The sequence below is a fragment of the Anaerolineae bacterium genome (assembly GCA_025062375.1).
GTDB lineage: Bacteria > Chloroflexota > Anaerolineae > SpSt-600 > SpSt-600 > SpSt-600.
In genome coordinates this window covers 1-23,732 of record JANXAG010000030.1, presented here as the reverse complement: position 1 = coordinate 23,732, position 23,732 = coordinate 1, and the positions used below count along the sequence as shown (strand labels likewise).

At 54.2% G+C, this 23,732-nt stretch carries 19 protein-coding genes; 8 read left to right on the top strand and 11 right to left on the bottom strand.

Translation table 11 applies throughout. The features are described 5' to 3' along the window. Both NZ653_07940 and NZ653_07935 read left to right on the top strand, forming a co-directional pair. The coding region (locus NZ653_07940; protein MCS7287048.1) for a tetratricopeptide repeat protein at nucleotides 1-365 on the top strand (365 nt) is incomplete at its 5' end. Between the two features lie 33 nt (nucleotides 366-398). Further along, nucleotides 399-1,355, top strand: a complete 957-nt coding sequence (locus tag NZ653_07935) for a DUF523 and DUF1722 domain-containing protein (GenBank protein ID MCS7287047.1) — start codon at nucleotides 399-401, stop codon at nucleotides 1,353-1,355. A 111-nt stretch (nucleotides 1,356-1,466) separates the two neighbouring features. Here the strand turns inward: NZ653_07935 and uvrB are convergent, their stop codons facing one another. From uvrB to NZ653_07910, 5 genes are all read right to left on the bottom strand, one after another. Beyond that, complete coding sequence (uvrB, locus tag NZ653_07930) at nucleotides 1,467-3,542, bottom strand: excinuclease ABC subunit UvrB (GenBank protein MCS7287046.1); 2,076 nt, start codon at nucleotides 3,540-3,542, stop codon at nucleotides 1,467-1,469. A gap of 38 nt (nucleotides 3,543-3,580) precedes the next feature. Beyond that, on the bottom strand, nucleotides 3,581-6,574 hold the full coding sequence (gene glyS, locus NZ653_07925; protein ID MCS7287045.1) for a glycine--tRNA ligase subunit beta: 2,994 nt from the start codon (nucleotides 6,572-6,574) through the stop codon (nucleotides 3,581-3,583). A gap of 10 nt (nucleotides 6,575-6,584) precedes the next feature. Beyond that, nucleotides 6,585-7,352: a DNA repair protein RecO gene (recO, locus tag NZ653_07920; protein ID MCS7287044.1), complete on the bottom strand. Its 768-nt coding sequence runs from the start codon at nucleotides 7,350-7,352 to the stop codon at nucleotides 6,585-6,587. Next, complete coding sequence (locus tag NZ653_07915; GenBank protein MCS7287043.1) at nucleotides 7,349-7,657, bottom strand: hypothetical protein; 309 nt, start codon at nucleotides 7,655-7,657, stop codon at nucleotides 7,349-7,351. Before NZ653_07915 ends, recO begins: the two co-directional genes overlap by 4 nt. 162 nt (nucleotides 7,658-7,819) lie before the next feature. Beyond that, entirely contained in the window at nucleotides 7,820-9,916 is a 2,097-nt protein-coding gene (locus NZ653_07910) for a DUF1080 domain-containing protein (protein ID MCS7287042.1), read from the bottom strand. Nucleotides 9,917-10,992: 1,076 nt separating this feature from the next. Here NZ653_07910 and malQ point away from each other — a divergent pair. Genes malQ through NZ653_07880 form a run of 6 tightly spaced genes read left to right on the top strand, consistent with a single transcriptional unit; the run spans nucleotide 10,993 to nucleotide 18,480 of the window. Beyond that, nucleotides 10,993-12,555: a 4-alpha-glucanotransferase gene (gene malQ / locus NZ653_07905; GenBank protein ID MCS7287041.1), complete on the top strand. Its 1,563-nt coding sequence runs from the start codon at nucleotides 10,993-10,995 to the stop codon at nucleotides 12,553-12,555. Between the two features lie 52 nt (nucleotides 12,556-12,607). Then, complete coding sequence (locus NZ653_07900; protein ID MCS7287040.1) at nucleotides 12,608-14,224, top strand: CTP synthase; 1,617 nt, start codon at nucleotides 12,608-12,610, stop codon at nucleotides 14,222-14,224. Nucleotides 14,225-14,227: 3 nt separating this feature from the next. Continuing rightward, on the top strand, nucleotides 14,228-14,578 hold the full coding sequence (locus NZ653_07895) for an SMR family transporter (GenBank protein MCS7287039.1): 351 nt from the start codon (nucleotides 14,228-14,230) through the stop codon (nucleotides 14,576-14,578). Further along, a complete protein-coding gene (locus NZ653_07890) occupies nucleotides 14,575-16,350 on the top strand; it encodes a DUF2723 domain-containing protein (protein ID MCS7287038.1) in 1,776 nt (591 codons plus the stop codon). Before NZ653_07895 ends, NZ653_07890 begins: the two co-directional genes overlap by 4 nt. Continuing rightward, complete coding sequence (locus NZ653_07885; GenBank protein ID MCS7287037.1) at nucleotides 16,347-17,921, top strand: glycosyltransferase family 39 protein; 1,575 nt, start codon at nucleotides 16,347-16,349, stop codon at nucleotides 17,919-17,921. Before NZ653_07890 ends, NZ653_07885 begins: the two co-directional genes overlap by 4 nt. Nucleotide 17,922: 1 nt before the next feature. Continuing rightward, nucleotides 17,923-18,480, top strand: a complete 558-nt coding sequence (locus tag NZ653_07880; protein MCS7287036.1) for a methyltransferase domain-containing protein — start codon at nucleotides 17,923-17,925, stop codon at nucleotides 18,478-18,480. On the opposite strand, the gene NZ653_07875 is transcribed toward NZ653_07880, so the two are convergent. The 6 genes from NZ653_07875 to cobT form a co-directional block, all read right to left on the bottom strand. Further along, nucleotides 18,477-20,084 (bottom strand): hypothetical protein, encoded by a 1,608-nt coding sequence (locus NZ653_07875; protein MCS7287035.1) that lies wholly within the window; start codon nucleotides 20,082-20,084, stop codon nucleotides 18,477-18,479. The two genes, NZ653_07880 and NZ653_07875, sit on opposite strands and share 4 nt — an antisense overlap. Then, the gene (locus NZ653_07870) at nucleotides 20,069-20,323 is read right to left on the bottom strand and encodes a hypothetical protein (protein MCS7287034.1); all 255 of its coding nucleotides are present in this window, start codon (nucleotides 20,321-20,323) and stop codon (nucleotides 20,069-20,071) included. The genes NZ653_07875 and NZ653_07870 overlap by 16 nt, the downstream gene beginning before the upstream one ends. A 188-nt stretch (nucleotides 20,324-20,511) precedes the next feature. Beyond that, nucleotides 20,512-21,063, bottom strand: a complete 552-nt coding sequence (gene cobU / locus NZ653_07865; GenBank protein ID MCS7287033.1) for a bifunctional adenosylcobinamide kinase/adenosylcobinamide-phosphate guanylyltransferase — start codon at nucleotides 21,061-21,063, stop codon at nucleotides 20,512-20,514. Then, entirely contained in the window at nucleotides 21,060-21,827 is a 768-nt protein-coding gene (locus tag NZ653_07860) for a sugar phosphate isomerase/epimerase (GenBank protein MCS7287032.1), read from the bottom strand. Before NZ653_07860 ends, cobU begins: the two co-directional genes overlap by 4 nt. Beyond that, nucleotides 21,824-22,561 carry an adenosylcobinamide-GDP ribazoletransferase gene (gene cobS / locus NZ653_07855; GenBank protein MCS7287031.1) on the bottom strand — a complete coding sequence of 246 codons (738 nt, stop codon included), beginning with the start codon at nucleotides 22,559-22,561 and terminating at the stop codon, nucleotides 21,824-21,826. Before cobS ends, NZ653_07860 begins: the two co-directional genes overlap by 4 nt. An 18-nt stretch (nucleotides 22,562-22,579) precedes the next feature. After that, nucleotides 22,580-23,638: a nicotinate-nucleotide--dimethylbenzimidazole phosphoribosyltransferase gene (cobT, locus tag NZ653_07850; protein ID MCS7287030.1), complete on the bottom strand. Its 1,059-nt coding sequence runs from the start codon at nucleotides 23,636-23,638 to the stop codon at nucleotides 22,580-22,582. Nucleotides 23,639-23,732: the final 94 nt, after the last annotated feature.

Here is a 23,732-nt window from a genome sequence, read left to right as displayed (position 1 = left end):
ACCTGGCCAGAAGTCTCAACAATCTGGGCAACAGACTTTCCGATCTTGGTCGTTTAGAGGAGGGGCTGAAGGCTACGGAGGAAGCTTTGGGGATTTACCGTGTGCTTGCGGAAGTCAATCCCCAGGCTTTTCTTCCGGACCTGGCCAGGAGCCTGGGTGCACATGGTAGTGTCCTTCTGGGCCTGGGGCGGGCACAGGAGGCTTGCGATGCCTTCGCCGAAGGTTTGCGGATTATCCTCCCCTTTGCCAGAGCGCTCCCCGGTGCTTTTGGCGAGCTGGCTGCTGCGCTGCGAGCGGACTATATGAGGGCGTGCCGGGAGGCCGGAAAAGAGCCGGAAAAAGGGCTTATGAATGGTGTTGTATGAAATCAGCCTCTGCAGATTTTTAAGGGGAAACCCATGCCTGAACCTCGCATCGTCGTCAGCAAATGTCTCGGATTTGAACCCTGCCGTTACGATGGCAGCATAATTCTTGATCCCATCGTAAACTCTCTTCGAGAGTGGGTTGAATTCATCCCTGTCTGCCCGGAGGTGGAAATTGGCCTCGGGGTTCCACGCCCACCTGTGCGGCTGGTCTGGATTGCCGGCGAAGTTCGCCTGCTTCAGCCCGTCACCGGCCTGGATCTGACGGAAAAAATGCAGGCCTTTGCCGCATCATTTCTGGATGGGCTCCCACCCGTGGACGGTTTCATCCTAAAGAGTCGCTCCCCTTCTTGCGGGCTCAGGGACGTCAAAATCTACTCTGCAGCCGAAAAGGTCCCTCCGGTCAGAGCTGGAATGGGGGTATTCGGTGGTGCTGTAAAGGCCCGCTTCCCCGATATCCCCGTAGAGGACGAGGGACGCCTGACCAACCGGGCAATACGCGAGCACTTTTTCACTGTCATTTTTGCGCTGGCCCGGCTGCGAGAGGTGGTGGATTCAGGCCAGATGAAGGCGCTCGTGGATTTTCACACCCGCAACAAATTTCTCCTTCTGGCCTACAACCAGGCCCGTTTGCGGGAACTGGGCAGGCTCGTGGCTAACCCACAACAGCGGCCTGTCAATGAAGTGATGGCTCAATACGTTGCTGGATTTAAGGCTGCACTGGCTCGCCCACCTCGCCGCCCCGCCATCGTCAACGTCCTTATGCACGCCCTGGGTTACCTTTCTGACCAACTGACTCCAGCGGAAAAGAGGTATTTCCTGGACTTGCTGACCGCTTACCGGGAGAATAAGCAGCCTCTAAGCACGCCTGTAGGTATCCTGCGAGCCTGGCTCCTGCGCTTTGAGGAACCATACCTGTCGGTTCAAACCTTTTTCTCGCCATTCCCGGAATCTCTCGTTTCCCTGCAGGATTCGGGGAAAGGAAGGCTGTGAGGCCTCTGGTTTTCAGGGGGCTGGCTGTTTCCACGCGCAAGCAGCTCGGGAGTGCTTTCTTCTCCGAACTGTGGGGACAACTGCGGCAAGGTGTCTGCTCCTGTGCGCTTTCTAATTTCTCACCCCGGCAGTTGGGGTGGTGGAATAGGGAGCCCGTTCCCTTTCACCACCCCTCCTCCGCTTCTCAATAACTTTCTCAATTTCGGGGACGTTCTCCCCGAGGAGGCGGCGCAGTTCAAAGATTTCGTCCCGGAGCACGGCCGCTTTTTCAAATTCCAGGTTCCTGGCGGCTAAGTGCATCTGGTTCTCCAGTTCTTTTATCATCCGCCTGAGCTCATCCCTGGGGATTTCCTCGCCCTTCACGATGTATTCAGCCCGGCGTTCCGCTACCTTCCGCACCCTGTCGGTGAGATCGCGCACCTCTTTGACTATGGTGCGGGGTTCAATGCCATGGCGCAGGTTGTATTCCATCTGGATGCGGCGGCGCCTTTCTGTTTCCTCCATCGCTTTGCGCATGGCTTCGGTGATGGTATCTGCATACATGATTGCTGTACCTTCTACATGCCTTGCAGCCCGGCCTATGGTCTGGATCAGGGCCGTTTCCGAGCGCAGAAAGCCCTCTTTATCGGCATCCAGTATGGCCACCAGGGAAACTTCCGGAAGGTCGAGTCCCTCCCTTAGAAGGTTTATACCCACCACCACATCGTATACCCCCAGGCGGAGGTTGCGGAGGATTTCCACCCGCTCAATGGTATCAATTTCGGAGTGAAGGTAGTGAACCTTTATTCCCATCTCTGCCAGATATTCAGCCAGGTCTTCGGCCATCCTTTTGGTGAGGGTGGTAACCAGGGCCCGCTGCCCCTTCTCAACCCTCCTGCGGATTTCCGAGATGAGGTCGTCCATTTGCCCCCTGGTGGGCCGGACAAATATTTGGGGGTCCACAATTCCCGTAGGCCTTATGAGCTGTTCCACTATCTGCTCGCTCTTCTCCATCTCATAAGGGCCAGGGGTGGCGGAAGTAAAGATAACCTGGCGAACCCTTTGCTCAAACTCTTCAAACTTCAGGGGGCGGTTATCCAGAGCCGAAGGGAGGCGGAATCCGTAATCTACAAGGGTTTTCTTACGGGTGTAGTCTCCGTGATACATCCCCCTGAGCTGAGGTATTGTCATGTGGGATTCGTCTATTATGACCAGAAAGTCATCGGGGAAGTAATCCAGAAGGGTCCAGGGGGGCTCTCCGGGCTTGCGGCGGGAGAGGTGGCGGGAGTAGTTCTCAATGCCCGGACAGTAACCTGTCTCTTTGAGGAGTTCCAGGTCGTAGCGGGTGCGCTGCTCAAGGCGCTGGGCTTCCAGGAGTTTCCCCTGAGCTCTAAGTTCTGCCAGTCTCTCCTCCAGCTCCCGTTCTATATCCATTATAGCCAGCTGGAGCTTTTCATAGGGGGTTATGAAGTGTTTGGCGGGATAGATGGCGATTGTGTCCAGCTCCCTCAAGATTTCGCCGGTAAGAGGGTCAAATTCGGTGATGCGGTCCACCTCATCACCCCAGAATTCAATGCGGTAAGCCGTTTGGAGGTAGGCGGGCTGGATTTCTACGGTGTCGCCCCGGACCCGGAATTTTCCCCGTTCCAGGACGGTGTCGTTTCTTTCGTATTGGATTTCTACCAGATGGCGGAGGACTTTGTTGCGGCGGCGGGTTTCCCCCCTCTTCAGGGTTAAAACAACCTGTCCATAGTCTTCGGGGCTCCCGAGGCCGTAAATGCAGGAGACCGAAGCCACGATGATTACATCCCGGCGGGAGAAGAGAGCGGAGGTGGCTGCCAGCCTCAGACGGTCTATCTCCTCGTTTATATCGGCATCCTTCTCAATGTAGAGGTCATATTCCGGAAGGTAGGCCTCAGGCTGATAGTAATCATAGTAACTTACGAAGTATTCCACGGCGTTGTGGGGGAAGAACTCCCTGAATTCGGCGTAGAGTTGAGCGGCAAGGGTTTTGTTGTGGGCGATGACCAGAGTTGGCTTCTGAACCTGGTCTATAACATTGGCAATTACAAAGGTTTTCCCAGTCCCGGTGGCACCAAGCAGAGTCTGATAGCGGTATCCTTTACGGACACCTTCCACCAGCTTTTCTATAGCCTGGGGCTGATCCCCCGTAGGCTTGAAGGGGGAAACGAGTTTGAAACGTTCCAATTTTCCCCTCCCACCTTGCAGGCTTTCGCCGTAAGAAATTATACCTCCACCCGGGAGAGGTCAGCAATGCCCTTCGGCAGGAGGGCTATGCGCTGGAGGAGGGCCAGCCTGTTTTCACGGATTTCCCTGTCCTCCACCATAACGAAGACTTCGTAGAAGAACTTGTCAATGGGCTCCACAAGGGGCATGAGCAGGCTGAAAAGGCCATCGATATCGTTAACCTTCCGTCTTTTTTCTTCTGCCTCCAGGTATGCCCGGTAGAGATTATGCTCAGCAGGTTCGGTGAAGCGTTCGGGATGGAGCGGGAGGAGTTCAGGCACGTCCTTCACTATCCTGGCCGGACGGATAAAGGCGGTCATAACGGTGGGGAATTCGGGCTTCTGCGCCCAGCGGGCCAGGTCCTGAAGGGTCAGCCAGGCCAGGTATGGATTATCAGCTCGCTCCGCCAGAACAGCTTCTATGAGGTCGGTCCGGTAACCCCTTTCCTGGAACAGGCCCCGCATCCTGGCCACGATGAACTCCCGGGCTTCTTTCAGGGTTTCTTCCGGGATGGGGAAGGGAAGAAGGCGGGAGGCCTCGGCCAGGGCTTCCCTAAGGGAAAAGTCTATGCCTTTGTCCACAAGGATCTGAACGAGCCCCAGGGCCGTCCGCCGGAGTCCGTAGGGGTCGGCGGAGCCGGTGGGAGCAAGGCCCGCTCCAAGGAAGCCCACGAGGCTATCCACCCTGTCGGCAATCCCCACCACTGTGCCCGGAACTGTCCTAGGGAGAGCATCGCCGGCAAAGCGGGGCAGGTAGTGCTCAAAAATGGCTTCGGCCACTTCGGGGTCCTCTCCCCAGCGGAGAGCATAGTGGCGGCCCATGACCCCCTGAAGGTCCGTGAGCTCTATGACCATCTGGGTGGCCAAGTCGGCCTTGCACAGGTGAACCGCCCTGGAGGCCTTTCGAGTTTCCTCATCCGAAAGGCCAAGGCGCTGACAGAGCCATGAGACCAGCCTCTCCAGCCGGGTTACTTTATCCAGCATTGACCCTAATTTTTCATGGAAGGTGAGGCCTCTAAGTCTGGGCAGATATTCTTCAAGGGACTTTTTCAGGTCTGTGGTTATGAAGTAATCAGCATCGGCGAAGCGGGCCCGCAAGACAGCTTCATTCCCTCTGCGCACAGTTTCCAGATGCCTCGTATCCCCATTGCGGACTACTACAAAATACGGCAACAGCTGGCCGTCTGCCGAGAGGATGGGGAAGTAGCGCTGGTGCTTCTTCATGACGGTCACCAGGACTTCCTGGGGGAGGCGGAGGTAAGTGGGTTCAAAGGTTCCCAGGAAGGCCGTTGGCTTTTCTACCAGGTTTGTGACTTCTTCCAGCAGGTCCGGATCGTCGGGGATGGTTCCGTTTACTTCTGAGGCCAGCCTGGCTGCCTGTTCCCTTATCGTTTCCCTTCGTCTATCAACGTCTATCATGATGCCGGCTTCCTCCATGACCCTGAAATAGTCCTCGGCTTTCTTAAGGGTGATGAGGGGGGAGCCTTCGGGCCTGAGGCCCCGGGTCGTTCGGCCAGAACGAACCCCAGCATACTCAAAATCCACCACCTTCTCGCCGAAGAGGGCTACAAGCCAGCGGATGGGCCTTGAGAATCTGACACCGCTTTCGTTCCAGCGCATCGTGAGGGCAAAACGCAGGGATGAAATCAACCGGGGGAAAAGCTCGGCCAGGACAGCAGGAGCAGTTTTCCCCGCTTCCCGGACCACAGCTACGACATAGCGTTTGTCTTCGTATTCCTGAATCTGGAGGTCCTCAACCCTGATCCCGTGCCTTTCCGCAAAGGCGACCGCTGCCTTCGTCGGTCTCCCTTCGGGGTCAAAAGCCACCGAGGCCGGTGGTCCTTTGATGGTGAGCTCTTCTTCCTCCTGGGAAGAAGCCAGGTTTTTGATGTAGAGGACGAGGCGGCGGGGCGTCCCGGCCACATAGAGGCTTTCGTAACGAAGGCGGGCCTGGGTCAGAAGTTCTGGGGCGAGAGCTCTGAGCTGTTCCACCGCCGAGCTCAGATCCCGCGCCGGGAGCTCTTCAGTCCCGATTTCCAGGAGGGCGTCAGCGTAAGGGGGCAGGTAGGCAGTTTCCTCTGGTTTAATGGGGGGCTCCTCTTTGCGTTCAGGGGCTTTGCCCAGCCAGGGGAAGCCTGCTTCCTGGCGCTGGTTCAGATATAGCTGGGCAGCCTGGCGGGCAAGTTCCCGCATTCGGGCAAAATATGAAGCCCTTTCGGCCACCCCTATGGTTCCCCTGGAGTCCAGGAGGTTGAAGGTATGGGAGCAGCGAAGGATGTAATCGTGAGCGGGAATGACAAGGCCTCTTTCAAGGCATCGCCTGGCTTCGGCCTCGTACTCGTTGTAAAGGCGTCGGAGCCTTTCCACATCGGCTTCTTCAAACTCGTAAATGCAGTGCTCTACTTCAGAGCGGAGGAGGATATCTCCATAGGTATGGACTCCATCCCAGTCAATCTCCCAGACACTCCTCACTTGCTGGAGGAACATAACTATGCGTTCAAGGCCGTAGGTTATCTCCACAGCTACCGGATTAAGGTCAATTCCCCCTGCCTGTTGGAAGTAGGTGAACTGGGTTATTTCCAGGCCATCAAGCCACACTTCCCATCCGAGCCCCCATGCCCCGAGGGCCGGGGATTCCCAGTTATCTTCCACGAAACGGATATCGTGCTGAGCGGGGTCAATGCCCAGAGCTTTCAGGCTTTCAAGGTAAATCTCCTGGGGATTACCGGGATCGGGCTTGAGGATCACCTGGAACTGGAAGTGGAGCTGCATCCGGTTGGGGTTTTCTCCGTAACGGCCATCGGCAGGGCGATAGGAGGGCTCCACGTAAGCCACATTCCAGGGCTCAGGCCCGAGAACCCTGAGGAACGTGGCTGGGTTCATGGTCCCGGCCCCCACTTTCTCGCTGTAGGGTTGCCAGATCAGGCATCCCCTATCAGCCCAGAATCTCTGAAGACGTAAGATAACTTCCTGAAAAGACAGAGCTCTGCCCATAAAGCACCCCCTATGCGATGTTTTCCACCTCAAGCCTCTCCAGAAACCTGGTGGATTTAAGAGGCTTTTCCAGATGATAAATGAGATAGCGCCTGAGAAGAGCTGTAACTTCCAGGTTGATGTTCCCGGGCACCCGCAACAGCTGACACACTTCATATTCTCGGGTGAGGAAGAAGCGCATCACTCTCAAAGCCCCCGGCGAAAGGGTCATGGTTCCATCTTTTCCCTCGCCACAGCGGGGGCAGAGCGCTCCGCCATCGGCTGGGGAAAAGTAGTTGATGGAAGCTTTGAGGGGTTCCCGGCACTTGACGCAAACAAAAAGCTCGGGCCTGTAACCTGCCAGGGTGAGGAAGCGAAGTTCAAAGAAACGCAGGATTGGCCAGGCCTCCTGGCCTGCTTCCAAGCGCCGGAAAGTGTCAAGGAGGAGGTGGAAAACTGCTGGGTTCTTATCCTGCTCAGCCATAAAGCCGTCCGCAAGTTCGGCAATATAGTGGGCATAGCCGGTGCGGACCAGATCTTCCCTCAGGGCCCGGAAATACTCTAAAGCCTCGGCTTGAGTGATGAGGTCCAGCTCTCTGCCTCTTGCCACCAATAGCCTCACGTGAGTGAAAAGCTCCAGATGGCCAGCTTTGCGGCTTGTGGGTTTCCGAACCCCCTTAGCCAGCAGGCGGAGCTTACCTTCCTCCAGGGAGTAAACTGTTAAAAGTCTATCAGCCTCCCCGAAATCTGTCCGCCTGAGAACTATGGCGGTGATCTTGTAAAGCCTTTCCCGGTTCACCCTCCCCTCACTGTCCCATATCTACAAGGCCTTGCCCAATTTTCGGCCATTTTCTTCTGGTAAAGCTTTTCCGCATCCAGACCCAGAGCTGAAAGAAGATGGAGGATGCGGATTATAGCGTCAATAAGTTCCTCCCCCACCTTTTCCAGCGGCTCGCCCTTTTTGTAGGCATCGGTGGCTTCGGAGATTTCAGAATGGATGAGAGCTAACATCTCCCAGATGCGGCTTTCGTCGCTGCTGAAACCTTTGGCATCCACCAGTGCTCTTACTTCAGCCATCTTTTCATTGAGGCATCCATCACCCACAGGCCCTCCCTCCTGGGATTTTGATTATACCACCTTCAACAAAGCAGAGCAAAGGGGTTGCACGTAATGCGGGTTCGTCCGCTATATGCCGTGCACAAAGGCCTGGCCCGAAGAAACCTGCGGATGAAAGAGGTGCCTGAGCCTTGGTGCCCGGTGAGCAGCCTATCTCGGCATCAGCTCCCCTTGCGGGTTCACGATGAGCTTTGTCCCCGGTGGGTAAGTTTTACCCCTAAGAGTGATTGCCCCATCCACCACATCAATACCAAGCCCCGGTTGAAAGGTCAGCCATTCTTCAAAAACACCGATGGCAGACCCGGGCAGCAGGGTGGTCCCACTTGCCAGCGTGTATTCCCCCAGCACGACTTCCAGCCATAGAGGGTCTCCGTATTTGCCAGGCCCTAACCGAATAAGCACTGATGGTGTTTTTGCCATAGGAGTGGGTTTCGGGACATGGATAGATAGGGTGGGCTCGCGAACTTCAAAGTTATCAAATTCAAAAACAGCTTCGTCCCCTGCATTGAAGAAGCCGATGGTCAAACCCACCTTGCCCTCAGGCAGCCTGGAATCCGATACCACCGCTACTTTGTGGCCATTCACCCACGCGGTGAAAAGTGAGCCTCTTCCCCGGACTTCAATCCGGTTCCACCCATCAGTTAATATCGCTGAGGAAGTCGTCCAGTCCACCAGTGTTTCCCATTCACCGGCGTGTGAAAGCCACAGGCCATATTCTTGTTGCTTTGGGATAATGCTGAACAGGTAAAAATTATCGTCGCTGAGCCTGAAGACCACGCCTGCTTCAGCGCTGTCTACGCCACTGATTTGCCTGACATCCACCGATAGATGGAAATCGGACAGGTCTTTAATATCAGGCCATGACCAGGTGACAACATCTCTTTTGGCTTTCCCTTCCCATCGATATACACCCTGGCGGATTTGTTGAGTGAGAGAGAGCCAGAACTCGTCCTCTTCTTCATAGGAGATCGGCCAGTCGTTCAAATTTTTGTCAAAAGAATCGCTTAGAACGGTGGTCCATTTCGTGGATACATCCAGTTCATCCAGGTTCCAGAATCGCACGGTCTCATCAAGCGAGCCCGAAGCCAGTAAGGTCCCGTCGGGGGAAAAGAGCAACGTAACCACCGAATTTTGGTGGCCCTCTAAGATACGTAGCAAACTACCATCGGAAGCGCTCCAGAGCCGCACAGTTCCGGCAGAATCTCCTGATGCCAGTAGAGCTCCATCTGGTGAAAAAGCAACGCTCTGCACTTCTAATAAATGTCCAGTTAATTCATACAGTGGAGAGCCATCAGAGGCTCGCCAGATTCGCAGAGACCCGTCTTCAGAGGCCGAGGCAAGCAGTGTCCCATCCGGGGAAAAAGCCAGACTATTTACCCTATCTTTATGCCCTTTAAGGGTGCGCAAGAGCATCCCATCAGATACACGCCAGAGTCGTATGGAACCATCTTTCGCGCCCGAGGCCAGGATCGTTCCATCCGGGGAAAAGGCCAGGCTATGCACCTCACTTTCATGTTTAAGGGTGAGCAGGAGGGAACTGTCGGAAACCCGCCAGATACGCGCTTTGCTGTCACTCCATCCTACTGCCAATAAAATTCCGTCCGGTGAAAATGTTAAACTATATGGCCTAATTTCTATTCCCTCTAACGGAGCCGAGAAAGTGCTCAAAAAGCGCCCATCAGATACCCGGTACAACGATACTGAATGGTAATCGACGCAAGCCACCATGGTCAAGTCCGGAGAGAAGCTCGCTTTAAATTCGACTAATCCATCTATGAAACGGGACCGCAAAAGAGTGCCGTCAGCTACCTGCCAGAACCGCATTTCACCCGTTTCGGAAATTGAAACTAATGTTTTGCCATCTGGAGAAAAGGCCATGTCCCTGTAAGCAGGCACAACAACTATAATATCTCGCCAGAGGCGAAATGACGATAGCCATTCCATAAGGTCAATCTCAGGTGGCCTACCGTACACGGCACTTGTAGGCACACCTACATAAACGCTCGGAGGGTCATAACCCATAAGGGTTTTCTCGGCGAGAACTTCGCCATTTGGCCAGCGAACGAGGCGAACGTTCCAGATAAGTCTGTATCCCGGTATGTTCCCTGGGGTATACGTTGCCACTCTATCCCGGCCTTCCTTCACGCAAGCCAGAGTATTTACTTCAAATGCATATTCGGGACCATGAGGTAAAGCCCTAATTTCCCACCCTTTTTCTTCATACTCTTCGTAGACGAGAGTAAGCACAGCAGGAACAGGTGAACCTTCGCGGATCGAGGATTGAAATGCTGCATCGCAGAGTTGTGCCGCCTGGGGCAGCAGAGCCTGAATAGGCACTGGCGTCGGCGTGGGAGTAGGTGTGGGCGTTGCGGTTGGGGTAAGTGTGGGAGTTGGTGTGAAAGTGGATGTCGCTGTGGGGGTGGGCGTAGCTTGCAGACTCTGCAAGCCACCGCATCTCACGGTTGACAGGAGAATAAGACAAAAAAGGGATATAAACAGTTTATAACCCAACTTTGCACGAAACATTTTACGCTCCTTTCTTTGTTATAATTGACCGCAGGCTCTTCCATCCTGCGCCTTCGTATTGAGAACGTGAGCCGCAGCGGGAAATCTACCTTACGGGTAGCAAACTGCTCTCCCGGGTTCCCAGCCAGGTGCATCATGTCCAGAGGCTTCTCCAAATCAAATTCGGGAAAAGCACAGGGGGGCGAACTGCCCTATACCATCGGTAAAAGTGGCCATGCTCCTCACCCTGAAAGGGTCTCTGAGGATAAGCTGGCTCATGGTGATTCCTTTCTGCTATGCAACGTCTATTAAAGGGGTGCGGAGCCCGGGGGCTTCCAATACCCAATGAAAAGTAAATTTTAGCCGGAATTTCCCCTCCTTTTAGCACTGTCAGCTCTGCAGTTTGTTGAACTACCCTTTTGCTTCTGCGCTTTTCCAGCGGCCTGCCTGGGAGGATTCAGCGCCTTCTGTTTCCGGGCTTACCTTTCACTTGGCGCTGGTTTGCTACCCCGCCCTCTCTACCTGGGTGCTCCGGGGAAATCAATCGCTTGCCATCTGCGCCAGCCCTTTGTAGCCTGTGATGCGATTGTCCCCCGTTAAAATACACCACTTCTTTCCTCCTGTCAAATCCACACCCGGAATGCGACTTCTGGATACATGAACGCATTTGCGGCCGAGCTCGGACGGTGAAGGGAAAGCCGCCGGCAGCGGGTGGGCACTCTTCCTTTCATGCCTGCAGGCGCCCTGATAAGTTTTGGCTTTTCTAGCCCAGTGACATTATCATTTGACAGGAAAACTGCTGCGAGGTTTTTGGCATCCTGGTTTCGGATGATAAAATCAGGGCAAAGGAGGTGGTCACAATGCTTGCCCGAAGTTCTGGAATTCTCCTTCACATCTCTTCTTTACCGGGAGGCTTCGGGATAGGAGATCTCGGCCCTGAAGCCTATCGGTTTGTGGATTTTCTGGAAGAAACAGGCCAAACCTTCTGGCAGATCCTGCCCCTTAATCCCCCGGGCGTGGGCGACTCCCCTTATGTTTCCTCCTCTGCTATGGCCGGAGCTGAGGTGTTGATCAGCCCGGAAAAGCTTGTGGAGGAAGGGCTTCTCTCGCCGGAGGATTGGCAGGGGGCTCCCGATTTCCCTCTGGAAAGGGTGGATTACCCGCTCGTGCGAGCTTTCAAAAATCAACTTCTGCGCCGGGCCTTTGAAAATTTTAAAGCCACAGGATGTATGCAGGAAGAATTCGAGGATTTCTGCCGCCGTCAAGCTCACTGGCTTGAGGATTACGCCCTCTTTATGGCCCTTAAGGAAGCCCACAGAGGCGTTTCCTGGAACGAGTGGGAGCCAGAGCTGGCCCTGCGAAATCCAGAAGCGCTGGAATTGGCCCGCCAAAGGCTCGCCGATGAAATCCTCTTTTACAGGTTCGCCCAATTCGTGTTTGACCGGCAATGGAGGGCTCTGAAAGAGTATGCGGCGGGCAAGGGTATCCGTATCATCGGCGATATTCCAATTTATGTGGCTTACGATGCCGCTGATGTGTGGTCGCATCCCGAGTTTTTCCACCTGGACGAAAGTGGACGTCCCACAGTCGTTGCTGGAGTCCCACCCGATTATTTCAGCCCCACCGGGCAACTCTGGGGCAACCCAATATACCGCTGGGATGTCCTGGCCGAAAGAGGGTATGACTGGTGGATAATGCGCTTTAAGCGAACGCTGGAATATGTGGATGTAGTGCGGGTGGACCATTTCCGGGGTTTTGAGGCCTACTGGGAAGTGCCCGCAGGTCAGGATACTGCTGTTAACGGGCGGTGGGTGAAGGGGCCAGGGGAGGAGCTTTTCAATGCCCTTAAATTGGCTCTCGGCGAAGTTCCCATCATCGCTGAGGATCTGGGCTACATTACACCAGAGGTAGAAGCTCTGCGGGAAAAGTTCGGCTTTCCGGGAATGAAAATCCTCCAGTTTGCCTTCGGTTCCGGTCCCGATAACCCGCACCTCCCTCACAACTATCCCCGCAACTGTGTGGTTTACCCTGGAACTCACGATAACGACACGGCCATCGGGTGGTTCAATTCACTTCCTGAAGAAGTGCGGGAGCACTTCTGCAAGTACACCGCCACCGACGGACGGGAAGTTAATTGGGTTATGATCCGCTTGGCTATGGCTTCAGTAGCAGACCTGGCTATAATCCCATTCCAGGACATACTGGGCCTGGGGAGCGAAGCCCGCATGAACTATCCGGGCCGTCCCGAAGGCAACTGGCAGTGGCGTTCCCGACCTGAGGCCCTGACCCAAGAGATGAAATCTCGTCTCGCTGAGCTTACCGAGCTCTATGGGCGATGGCGCAAGGGGGTAAAATTTGGCAATGAGCAGGCTTTCAGGTAAAATAAAAAGGGCCCCTTTAAGCCCCCCTAACCACCGGGTGAGGAGATGAGGTATGCCTAAATTCATTTTTTGCACAGGAGGAGTTGTCTCTTCTGTGGGGAAGGGGGTAACCGCCGCTTCTATAGGCCGACTTCTCAAAAGCCGTGGCCTGGCCGTAACCCTTCAGAAACTTGACCCCTATATAAACGTTGACCCCGGAACCATGTCCCCCTATCAGCATGGTGAAGTCTTCGTCACCGAGGACGGAGCAGAAACAGACCTGGACCTGGGCCACTACGAACGGTTCATAGACGAGAACCTCTCCCGCTCTTCCAATGTTACAGCTGGCCAGATTTACGCTGAAGTCATCGCTAAAGAAAGGCGTGGTGATTACCTCGGTGGCACCATACAGGTCATCCCTCACATAACCGATGAAATAAAGCGCCGGATCGTCCAGGCTGCCGAAGAACACAAAGCTGAAGTCATTGTGGTGGAAGTGGGGGGAACTGTGGGCGATATTGAAGGACAGCCTTTCCTGGAGGCCATAAGGCAGATGCGCAAGGACTTCGGCCGCGAAAACACCCTCTACATCCACATCACCCTTTTGCCCTACCTGAGTTCCACCGGCGAGCTTAAAACCAAACCCACCCAGCACAGCGTCAAAGAACTGCGCTCCATCGGAATCCAGCCCGACGTCATAGTTTGCCGTTCCGATTACCCGATGGACGAACCTCTCAAGGATAAAATAGCTCTCTTCTGCGATGTGGAGAAAAGGGCGGTTATCCCCCTTGTAACGGTGGATACTGTATACGAGGTTCCTCTCATCCTGGAGAAAGCCGGCCTTGGACAATTCATAATGGAAAAGCTCCAAATAGAGGAGAAGAAACCAGACCTGGAAGAGTGGGCCGAGATGGTGGAGGAGATAAAAAGGCCCAAGGAGAAGATAAGGGTTGGGATAGTTGGCAAATATATCCAGCTCGTGGACGCATACATAAGCGTGAAGGAAGCCCTTCGCCATGCGGCCGTCCACGAAGGGTGCGATGTGGAGATTGAGTGGATAAATGCCGAGGACCTGGAAAAGGGGAATGCACTGGAGCGCCTGAAGAAAGTGGAAGGCATCATAGTTCCCGGAGGCTTCGGTTACCGGGGGATTGAGGGCAAGATAATTGCCGCTCGCTTTGCCCGGGAAAACAAAATCCCCTACCTGGGCCTCTGCCTCGGAATGCAGGTCATGGTTATAGAATTTGCTCGCCATGTTCTGGGAAACAACGAAGCCAACAGCACCGAATTTAACCCCGACACCCCTTACCCGGTAATTGACCTTCTCCCCAGCCAGCGGGGTATAAAGGAGATGGGAGGGACGATGAGGTTGGGGGCTTACCCCTGCAAGCTTGTCCCCGGCACGAAAGCCGCTCAAGCCTATGGGGCGAGCCAGGTCTATGAGCGCCACCGCCACCGCTATGAGTTCAACAATGCTTTCCGGGAGCTCCTGACCTCCCAGGGGCTTATCATTTCTGGAACTTCTCCCGATGGAGAGCTGGTGGAGATTGTAGAAATGGCCGATCATCCCTGGATGGTAGCAAGCCAGTTCCACCCCGAATTCAAATCCAGACCCAACCGCCCTCACCCCCTTTTCCGGGGTTTCGTAAAAGCAGTCAAAGCCTATCGCTTATCCCTTAAGGGGCAATAAGCCATGACAAAACAGCTAATAGTGCCAGCTTTAGGGCTCCTGTATGTAGCCTGCGTGGTCACCAGCAACGTTGGGTTCAAGCTATCAGCAGGAAGCCAGAACTGGCGGGAGTTCCTGGCCTGGCAAGTAATGGCAAATCTGGCAGGCCTTGTGGGAGTTATCTCCTTCACCCTCCTTCTTAAGTTTATCCCCCTCTATCTAGCTTACGGGATCTTCATGGGGCTCGGGTTCGTAGCCGTTCAGGTGGTGGCTGCCAGGCTTTTGTTCAAAGAGCGAATTCTCTCAATCCAGTGGATAGGGGTAGCCTTAATCGTGCTGGGCATATTCCTGATAGCGCTGGGGCGGAAAGAGTGAAGATAGCCCTCGCATTGATTATCACCCTGCTGGCTTTGGCTTTTTACCTCAGAACCCTTGCCCCCGGCGTTCTGGAAGGTGACCCTGGGGAATTTCAGTTCGTCCCCTATGTCCTGGGGATCCCCCATCCTCCAGGTTATCCGCTTTTCTGTTTCCTGGGCTGGATCTGGAGCCACCTTTTTCCGGTGGGAAATGTAGCTTTTAAGATGAACTTTTTCTCCGCCCTATGGGGCGCCGCCGCTGTGGGGCTTTTAGCCCTGTTTGCCTTGGAGGTAAGCAGGGAACACAATTCGCCCTCATACCTGTGGCCTCCTGCCGTGGGAGCCCTGACCTTCGCCTTTTCCCGAACTTTCTGGAGCCAGGCCACGGTCGCCGAAGTATACACCTTTAACGCCTTCCTCCTCATCCTTTTCCTCTGGTCTGTCCTCAAAAACCTGCCTCTGCCGGTTCTATCCTTAATTCTCGGCTCAAGCCTCGCCCATCACCGTAGCTTTATCCTCATCCTGCCAGGGGTCATAGCCTTTTACCTGCTGAGGAGAAGCAGACCAGGTGGGCCTTTCCTTTTAGCTTTGGTTCTCCTCCTTGCCCCTTTGCTCCTATACCTCCTCATTCCCCTACGAGCTCCCAACCTCCCTTACCTCAGCGTCCAGCTCAGCCCCACTGATACCCTGATCCTCTACGATAATTCCTTCAGAGGTTTCCTGGATTTCATCATGGCCAGGAGGTTCGGAGGGCTATTGAGGTGGGAAGCCATCAGCCAGGACAGGCTGATGGAAGCAGGTCGGTGGCTTGTGGAAGAGTTCGGATGGGGAGGAATTATCCTGGGGATGGTCGGAATTCTGGGACTTTTCCTCCGCCGCCGCTGGGATATATTGGCCCTCACAGGTCTTGGCTTTGTAAGCGTGTGGATTTTCAACCTCGCTTACCTTATAGGTGATATCCGCTTTCTTTACACACCCGTTTACCTGCTTTTTGCCTTCTGGATCTCCTGCGGGGCTGGAGAGCTTGCTGTCAAGTTGGGTAATAAAGCATTGCTCCTAATCATCGTCCCCTTTATCCTCTTATGGCAGAACTTCCACACCTTTAGCCACAGTCCTGGGACCGATGTGGCCAGGAAATGGGATTACATCCTCAGCCTTCCCTTGCCCGAAGGAGCCATCCTCGTGAGCAACGACCGGGATGAGCTGGTGCCTCTCTATTACTTCCAGCTGGTGGAGAAAAGGCGACCTGACCTGATACCGCTTTTCCCAATGATGGTGCCACAGCTCGGGGATATTGGGTTTGTGCTGGACAGAGCTCTGGCTTCCGGCCGCCCAGTTTTTGCCATAAAGCCGATGGAAGGGTTGGAAGTGGCCTACGAACTGCAGGAGTGGGATGGCCTGCGCAAAGTTGTGGGGAAGGTTAGGGAGGAAGGGTTCATTCCCCTGAACCTTGAGGTTTCCGATAGCTTAACCCTTGCTGGATACAGGCTCCTGGAAAGGAATGGGAGGATAAAAATCGCCCTTTACTGGAAAGCCCTTGGCCCCTTGAGGGAGGACTTTCATAGCTACCTTCACATCCTGGGAGCTGGTGGGGAGCGGATAGCCGGAAGCGACCACAGGCCGGGAGGTGTATTTTATCCTGCATCTTTGTGGAAGCCCGGTCAGCTCCTGAGGGACGTTCACGAAATTGAAGGGGCCTTCGCATTCCCTCTGCGCGTTAAGGCAGGTTTTTATCGCTGGCCCTCTCTGGAACCCTTCGGTAAAGCAGTGGAGTTTGAGGTAAAGCCATGATGGAATCCATTGACCGATGGGGACTTATCCTGGCTTTAATTGCATTTCTGGCCCTCAGCCTCTGGAACTTGAGTTTACCGGGCCTCCATTACGATGAGGCTAAAGAGGCTGGTCTCAACGCCATGGAGTTCTTCCAGGGGCTCCCCACCACTGCTTTCCGCGGAGCTCAAGTCAGGGTGGGTCCTGCTGGCATCCCCCTTATGGTTCAGGATTATATCGGAGCTCTCAACGTCTTTCTCTCCTTACCTTTTCTGGGGGCGCTGGGGATAAAGGTAGAAGCCCTGCGGCTCTACACAGTTTCCGCTGGCGCTGGTACCCTCTTTCTCACCTGGGCTGTAGCCCGGAAGCTATGCGGACCTCCAGCGGGAATGGTGGCAGCGCTTCTTCTGGCCTTCAATCCCTCTTTCGTCTTCTGGAACAGGCAGGGGATCTTCGTGACCAGTATCACATCCCTTTTCCTCATGGCAAGCCTGCTCTGCGGATTGCGCTGGTGGGATAAAAGGAGACTCCGCGACCTCTATTGTCTGGCTTTATTGTGGGGGCTTGGCCTTTATTCTAAAGTCCTCTTCCTCTGGGCCATAGTGGCCATGGTCCTTTCTGCCACAGCGGGGCTTTTCCGAAGGCTCCCATCGATCAGGCAATTGATCCTTGCTCTGATCATCTTCTTCCTGCCCCTCCTTCCGTTTTTAGCTTTCAACGCCATGACTAAAGGCACGATTTCAACGGTCCTCAGGAACCTCCAATTTTCCTACTACGGCATCAGCAATCTCTCCTGGGGGGAAAATGTTCTCACAAGGCTAAAACAGGTTGTAACCCTGTTAAAGGGGGACCACCTCTGGTATCTTGGAGGAATCTTCTCCAACCCGGTGGCTCCGTGGGTCGGAGGTGGGCTTGCGCTGGTTACTTTAATCCTGGTTTTAACCCGAAAAGCTGAACGCAAAGCCCTTCTGCCAGTTCTTATCATCGGTTTTATAGTGGCCGAGAGCGCCTTTACTATAAGCGGACTCTTTATAACCCATTACTTCTTCCTTCTGCCCCTTCTGGCCCTTGCGGGAGCGATAGGGGTGGCTCTCCTGTTCAGAGCTTCTGGCTTTTCCCGTCCTGTGAAAGTCCTGGCTACTTTTGCCTTCCTGCTCTGGGCCAGCGGTGACCTCAGGGCAACTGTGCTTTACCATCGGGCTTTGGCCTTCAGCGGAGGCCACTCTTTCCACTCCGATGCCATCTACAATCTGGCCAGTTACCTTCTTCATAGGGAGGGAAGTTCAATGGTTGCATTGGATTGGGGCATAGAGGCTTCCGTCCGTTTCCTCACTTTGGGGAAGGCAACTCCTGTGGAGATTTTCGGCTATGAAAGCTTCCAGGAACCCGATGCTGGCTTCAGGGAGAGAGCTTCTCTTTTCTTGAAGCCCGGGACCATATTTATCGCTCATGCTCCGGAGGACACGGTATTCAGAGGGCGGGTGGAGGCCCTGGAGGCTCTGGCTCAGGAAAGAAAGCTTAAACTCCAAGAAGTGGCCCACTTCCGGGAAAAAAGTGGCCGATTGATTTACATAATATTACAGGTGGAATAAGATGCCGGACCTTTTCTCATGGATTGCCCCCCTCTATGACCGAATAATTTCCTCGCCCGTTCGCGAGAAGTTATCGTGGATTGACTTGGGGAGGGAAGGGCTGGTCATAGATGTGGGAGGTGGGACGGGAAGAGTAGCGAGGGTTCTGAAGAGTGAGGCAAAGGTTATAGTGGTGGACCCTTCGTTTGGGATGCTGGTGCGGGCAAAGGGAAAGGGTCTAATGGCGTGCTGCGCCCGCGCAGAAGCGCTTCCCTTCGCCCCGGGGGTAGCCGATGCGGCTATCGTTGTTGACGCTTTTCATCACTTTGAGGACCATCTTCAGGCAGCAAAAGAGCTGATGCGGGTCCTGAAAAAGGGCGGGAAACTTTTCCTTGAAGAGCCAGATATAACCAATTTTGCGGTGAAAGTAATAGCTTTAGGGGAGAGATTGCTCCTTATGCGCAGCCGTTTTTACGACTTTAAGGCTCTGGTTTCCTTCTTTCTTGCCCTTGATGGCCACCTGCTCTGGGCCCAGAAGAGGGGAGGCTTTTTGAGGCTTACAATAAAAAAGGGACGTTAAGGAAGCCAGAAGGGCTTCTTAACCAGAAAACCGTCAACAATTACCGGACTGGAGGGGGTAGCGTGAACCCTTATCTTCACATTGCGCTCCCGGTAAGAAAACTCTCGGAAAACAGGGATGAGCTCTTGCCACCTTTCTTCGGGCGCCTCCAGACTGTAGCGAGTAACCTTCCCGTCCACTTCTACCTCAATGGTTCCCATCCTCGGCCCTCGGACTACTACAAGGTAAAGCTCTGAGCCCTTGACCCTAAACTCCAGCTCGCTTTCAGCTGTGGCCTTCAAGAATTTTTTCAAAACAGCTCGCTCTCCTTCGCCTTTCTCCCATTTGCCCCGATAGGTGACGGCCCAGTGGTCCTCCTGGTGGAACCCTGGATACATAACTCTGGCTCTATGGATGTAATCCTTAAGGGCGTAATAGACCGGCATAAGGGTGAAATCCGGCTCCGCCATCCGGAAGAAATATTCTGGTTTGTTCTCCTTCAGCCACTGATCCGTGGGACGTTTGAAGAACCAGAAGTTTACTACCCCAACCCAGGGCCACTCTTCCTGAGCCCTCTGGTAGGCCATCACAGCATAGCGGGCCTGCTGTTCCAGAGAAACTCTCCCGTAAGGTGCGGGAAGGCCTTCTGGAACAGCGTTCCAGTTCATTTCCGAAATCCAAATAGGCTTGTGAGCATCGCCGTTTTTAACCATCATATCCCTTACGAAGAGGACTCTGGAATAATTGATCACCCTTGGGTTCATCCGTCGGTCGTATGGTCCTGACCATAATCCGTAACCCTGCATAGCCATAATGTCAAAATAATCCTTAGCTCCGGCATTATACATGCGCTGCAGGAAAATGAAATCGTTCATGTCTCTGGGGCCGAGCTCAATGGTGGAGGCCAGAGCGCCACAGATTATCACCGCATTTGGATCAGCTTCTTTTGCCCTGGTGTAGGCGATCTGGAGGAGGCGGGTAAATTCTTCCGGGTTCACTGGCTGTTCACCCCATTCCGGATAAATGTTGGGTTCATTCCAGATCTGGTAATATCGCACCCGACCCCGGTAACGGCTTACTACTGTGTAGACGAAATCACCGAAATCCTCAAAATTATCGGGGGGAGCGAAAGTGCCACGGGCATCTCCATCAGCTCTGGACCAAGCCGGAGGGTTGGAAAGGCGCACTATTAACTCCAAACCGTATTTTTCAACCAGAGAAACTATGTGGTCGTACTTTTCCCAGGCCGAGCGGTAAGGAAGGTGCCTTCGGTCCTGGAAATCTCCCTTCCCGTGGATTTCAATATCTTCCCAGGGGAATTCCTGGCGTATCCAGTGGAAACCAGCTTCGGCTATGAGCCTTACGGTTCGCTCTCGCTTTTCTGGCTCCACCTCCTGTTCCAGAAAGGTGTTTATACCGAAAGGGTTTACTCCGGCATGAGATACAGGGGCGTAGAAATCCACCTGGAGTGGAGGGCGCAGGTGTGAAGATATCAGTTGAGTCAGGGCGCTTAACTGAGCGAGAGCTTTTTCTTCCCCGGTCAGGTAAAAGAATAGGTTTGATTTAAGCCCAAGAAAAAAGGCTAAGAGGAGAAAAACGAGCGAGAGGATCAGTCCGATTCGCATAAAAGCTCATCCTCAGGGACAGAGGCCAGGAATTCGGCTACTTCCCGGCGGGCCTGTTCAAAAAGTTTAAGAAGGGCCTCATCGCTTTCCTTGAAACCGATAACAGCTCGCTTGGCGCACGTTACGCATCCGAGAGAGGCCTTGTAACTGCCCAGATTACAATTGAGGCAATTGCAAAGCCTTATGATGAGGAGAGAAAAAGCCAGGCTCTCTTCATGAGTTTCTGGCAAGGTTGCCACTCTTTCTACAAGCTTCTGCCATTTACGTCCCCTCAAATTTTTCAATGTACAAATATTTCGGTGAGGGAACAAAATCTCACTTTTGGGATACATCGGTCAGAGCCCTGGTCTGGTTTTTTCTGATAGTAGCACAGTAACGGTGCCTTTGTCAAGGGGGTCAGAGCACCATAGTGCTTGACCGAACAGAATTATTTTGCCGCCGGCCCCTTGAGCTCCAGCGGAATCCCCGCTACCATCAGCACTACCCTATCAGCCCGGGCTGCCAGCCACTGGTTTATCTGGCCCAGGACATCCCGGAAAACCCGTCCCATAGGGTACGGAGGCACTAACCCCATCCCCACTTCGTTAGAAACCACTATGAGGGTAACCTCCCTTTCCTCGCAGACTTTCATTATCGCCTCCAATTCTTCTTTCACCAGCGCCTCCAAGCGATCTGCTGGAGTTCTTTCTCCCTCTTCCATCATCCAATTGGAGACCAGCAAAGTTAAACAATCCATGAGCACAACTTCCGCATCAGCAATGGCAGCCTCCAGGGCGCGTCCGATGCCCAGAGGAGCTTCCAGCGTACGCCAATGAGGCGGGCGCACAGCCCTGTGGCGCTCAATTCGTTCAGCCATTTCCTCATCGCCTGCCGTCGCCGTTGCCACAAACAGAACCCGCTGGCCCAGATTTTCGGCCAGCTGCTGAGCATATGCGCTCTTCCCGCTGCGGGCACCGCCCAGGACGAGGATCAACTTCACTTCCGGCCCTTCATCCCTTTCAGTAAAGATAAGATGAGCTTCAGCGAAGGGAAAAAATCTTCCGCTGAGAAAACCTCCACCGTGACAACACCTCGATACCCCTGAAGTATCAGTTCCCTTAGAATAGCACGCAGCGAGGCCGGAGGTACGCAGGATAAGGAAAGGTGATCCCGCTGGGCCACCCCGTGCAGGTGAAGGACCCGCGTCCGTCCCAGATGAACTTTCAAGACCGGAAGAGGGTTCACACCGGCCAACCAGAGGTGACCTATATCAAGGCACAGGCTAACGGACGTTTGCTTTAAAATGGGAACAAGACACTCCAGAGGGCAGTTCTCCAGGTTTTCTATGGCCAGAATCTCCGGTTTACCCGCCTCATTAGCCAGCACTTCAAGGGCTTTAACGCACCTTTCCTGCCACTCAATAAAACTTCCGGTCATATCAGGATAGAGGTGGACGATGTAGGCCCAGGGCTCTAAAGAGCGGACGCTCCGGATGACCTTGCAAGCCTTGTTCACCGAAGATTCCCATTCTTCTCCTTCTGCCCCCAACCGAAGATCCGTGGGTAAATGAACGGTGTAGCTCACCCCGTGTTTCCGGGCTATTTTCCTCAGCTTTGCCACGGTGTCTGCATCCGGTAGGTTGCTGGTGTCTTCTACTTCAAAGAACACCAGCTCTATATCATCCACCAGCCCCGCCAGTCGCTGCACATTCGGGAGAATATCCGCCGGATAAACGTAGGAAGTGGAACCCAGGCGGAACCTCACCACTTCCTCCCGATAGACCATGCAAGCAGTATTATGACTTCCGTTAGCTCACAGAGAGCACCGTAGACATCGCCAGTAAAACCGCGGATACGACCCAGGACCCAGTGGGCGAAAAGGACGGTAAATAACCAGGTTAAAACGAAGGAAAGTGTTATTTCCACCGGACGCACTGGTAAGATCAACAGAACCAGCAAGGTAGCTCCCACCAAGGTCCGCCAGCCAGTAGCCTCTTTCACCACTTTCCCTACTCCGGAGGCGCGCGCGGCGGGGTAATGCACCATCGCATAAACCATTGCCCATCGCCCCAATGGTGGGGCCAGGAGCAACGCCACCTGCTTTCCTTCCGTCACGCAGGTCTCCAGGGCCGCAAATTTAACGAGCAACAATATTACAGCGCCAACCACTCCGAAAGCGCCCACATGGGTATCCCGTAGGATCTCCAGCCGGACTTCTGGAGGCCTTGGGGGCAGCAGCGCATCGCAACAATCCACAAATCCATCAAGATGCAACGCACCAGTCACCGCTATCCACAGGGCCAGGACAAGGGCAGCTTTTAAAAGGGGAGAAAATATAAAGCTCAGCGCCCAGTTTGAGCCCAGCAGCAATAAACCCATCAAAATCCCAACCAACGGGAACGCCCAGGCCGCTCGTCCGACCTCTTCCAGCGAGACTTCCCTTTTTGGGAGGGGCAAACGAGTCAAAAATTGCATTGCAACCACAAACGCACGAAACATCGACTGCCCTCAGTATAATTACCTGGTCCGCTCCGAAACCCCTGCTTCGGCAAAGGTTGCCATCTCGTTCAGTATCTTGCAGGCAGCTTCCACCAAGCTCATCGCTAAAACTGCGCCGGTTCCTTCTCCAAGGCGCATGTTCAGGTCCAGAAGGGGTTTAAGACCCAAGTATTCCAGCATGGCATGGTGGCCCTGCTCTGCGGAATTATGTCCGGCAATGCAGTAATCTTTCACAGCTGGAGCGATAGTTGCCGCAATAAGGGCCCCTGCAGTGGATATGAATCCATCCAGCACAATAGGGATGCGGTGGGCAGCTGCGCCCAATATGATGCCTGTTATAACGCCGATCTCAAATCCTCCGACTTTCGCCAGAAGGTCCACTCCATCTTTTGGATCAGGTTTATTAACCTGCAGTGCCCGTTCTACTATCGCGACTTTGTGGGCCAGGGTTTCGCCGTCTACGCCTGTGCCTCGTCCGGTGACCATCGCTGGTGGTAGCCCGGTTACGGCGGCGGCGATGGCAGCTGCCGGAGTGGTATTGGCAATTCCCATATCCCCGGGCGCAACGAGGTCTAAACCCTGGCTTAATTCTTCTTCCACTAACGCAATGCCGACTTCCAGAGCTTGAAGGGCCTGCTGGTGTGTCATAGCGGGACCACGGGCAATATTGCCTGTCCCGTAGCCGATTTTCCTGATCTTCAAGGCCGGATGGGGTTCCAGGTCAACAGCGACGCCTGCATCCACAACCGTTACCCGGGCACCGACGTGGCGGGCCAGGACGTTGATGGCAGCTCCACCCTGCAAGAAATTGTAGACCATCTGAGCTGTGACCTCCTGAGGGTAAGCGCTCACTCCTTCTGCTGCTACTCCATGGTCTCCTGCCACGACGATAACCGCTTTATGGTGGATAACCGGCCGGGGGTTGCCTGTGATACCGGCAATTTGAATGGAAAGCTCTTCCAGGCGTCCCAGGCTACCCTGGGGTTTAGTCAATTGGTCCTGGCGCAATTTTGCTGCAAGCATTGCATTTTCTGAAAGGGGGCCAATTTGGGAAATGATTTTTTCCAGTGACTTCATGGCTCCCTCCATTAAGGGGTTTCGCCAGGCTTGGCCAAAACATTGGCATAAGGATAAACCAAATTGTGCCTTAAGTCAAAGCGAAAAAAGGAGG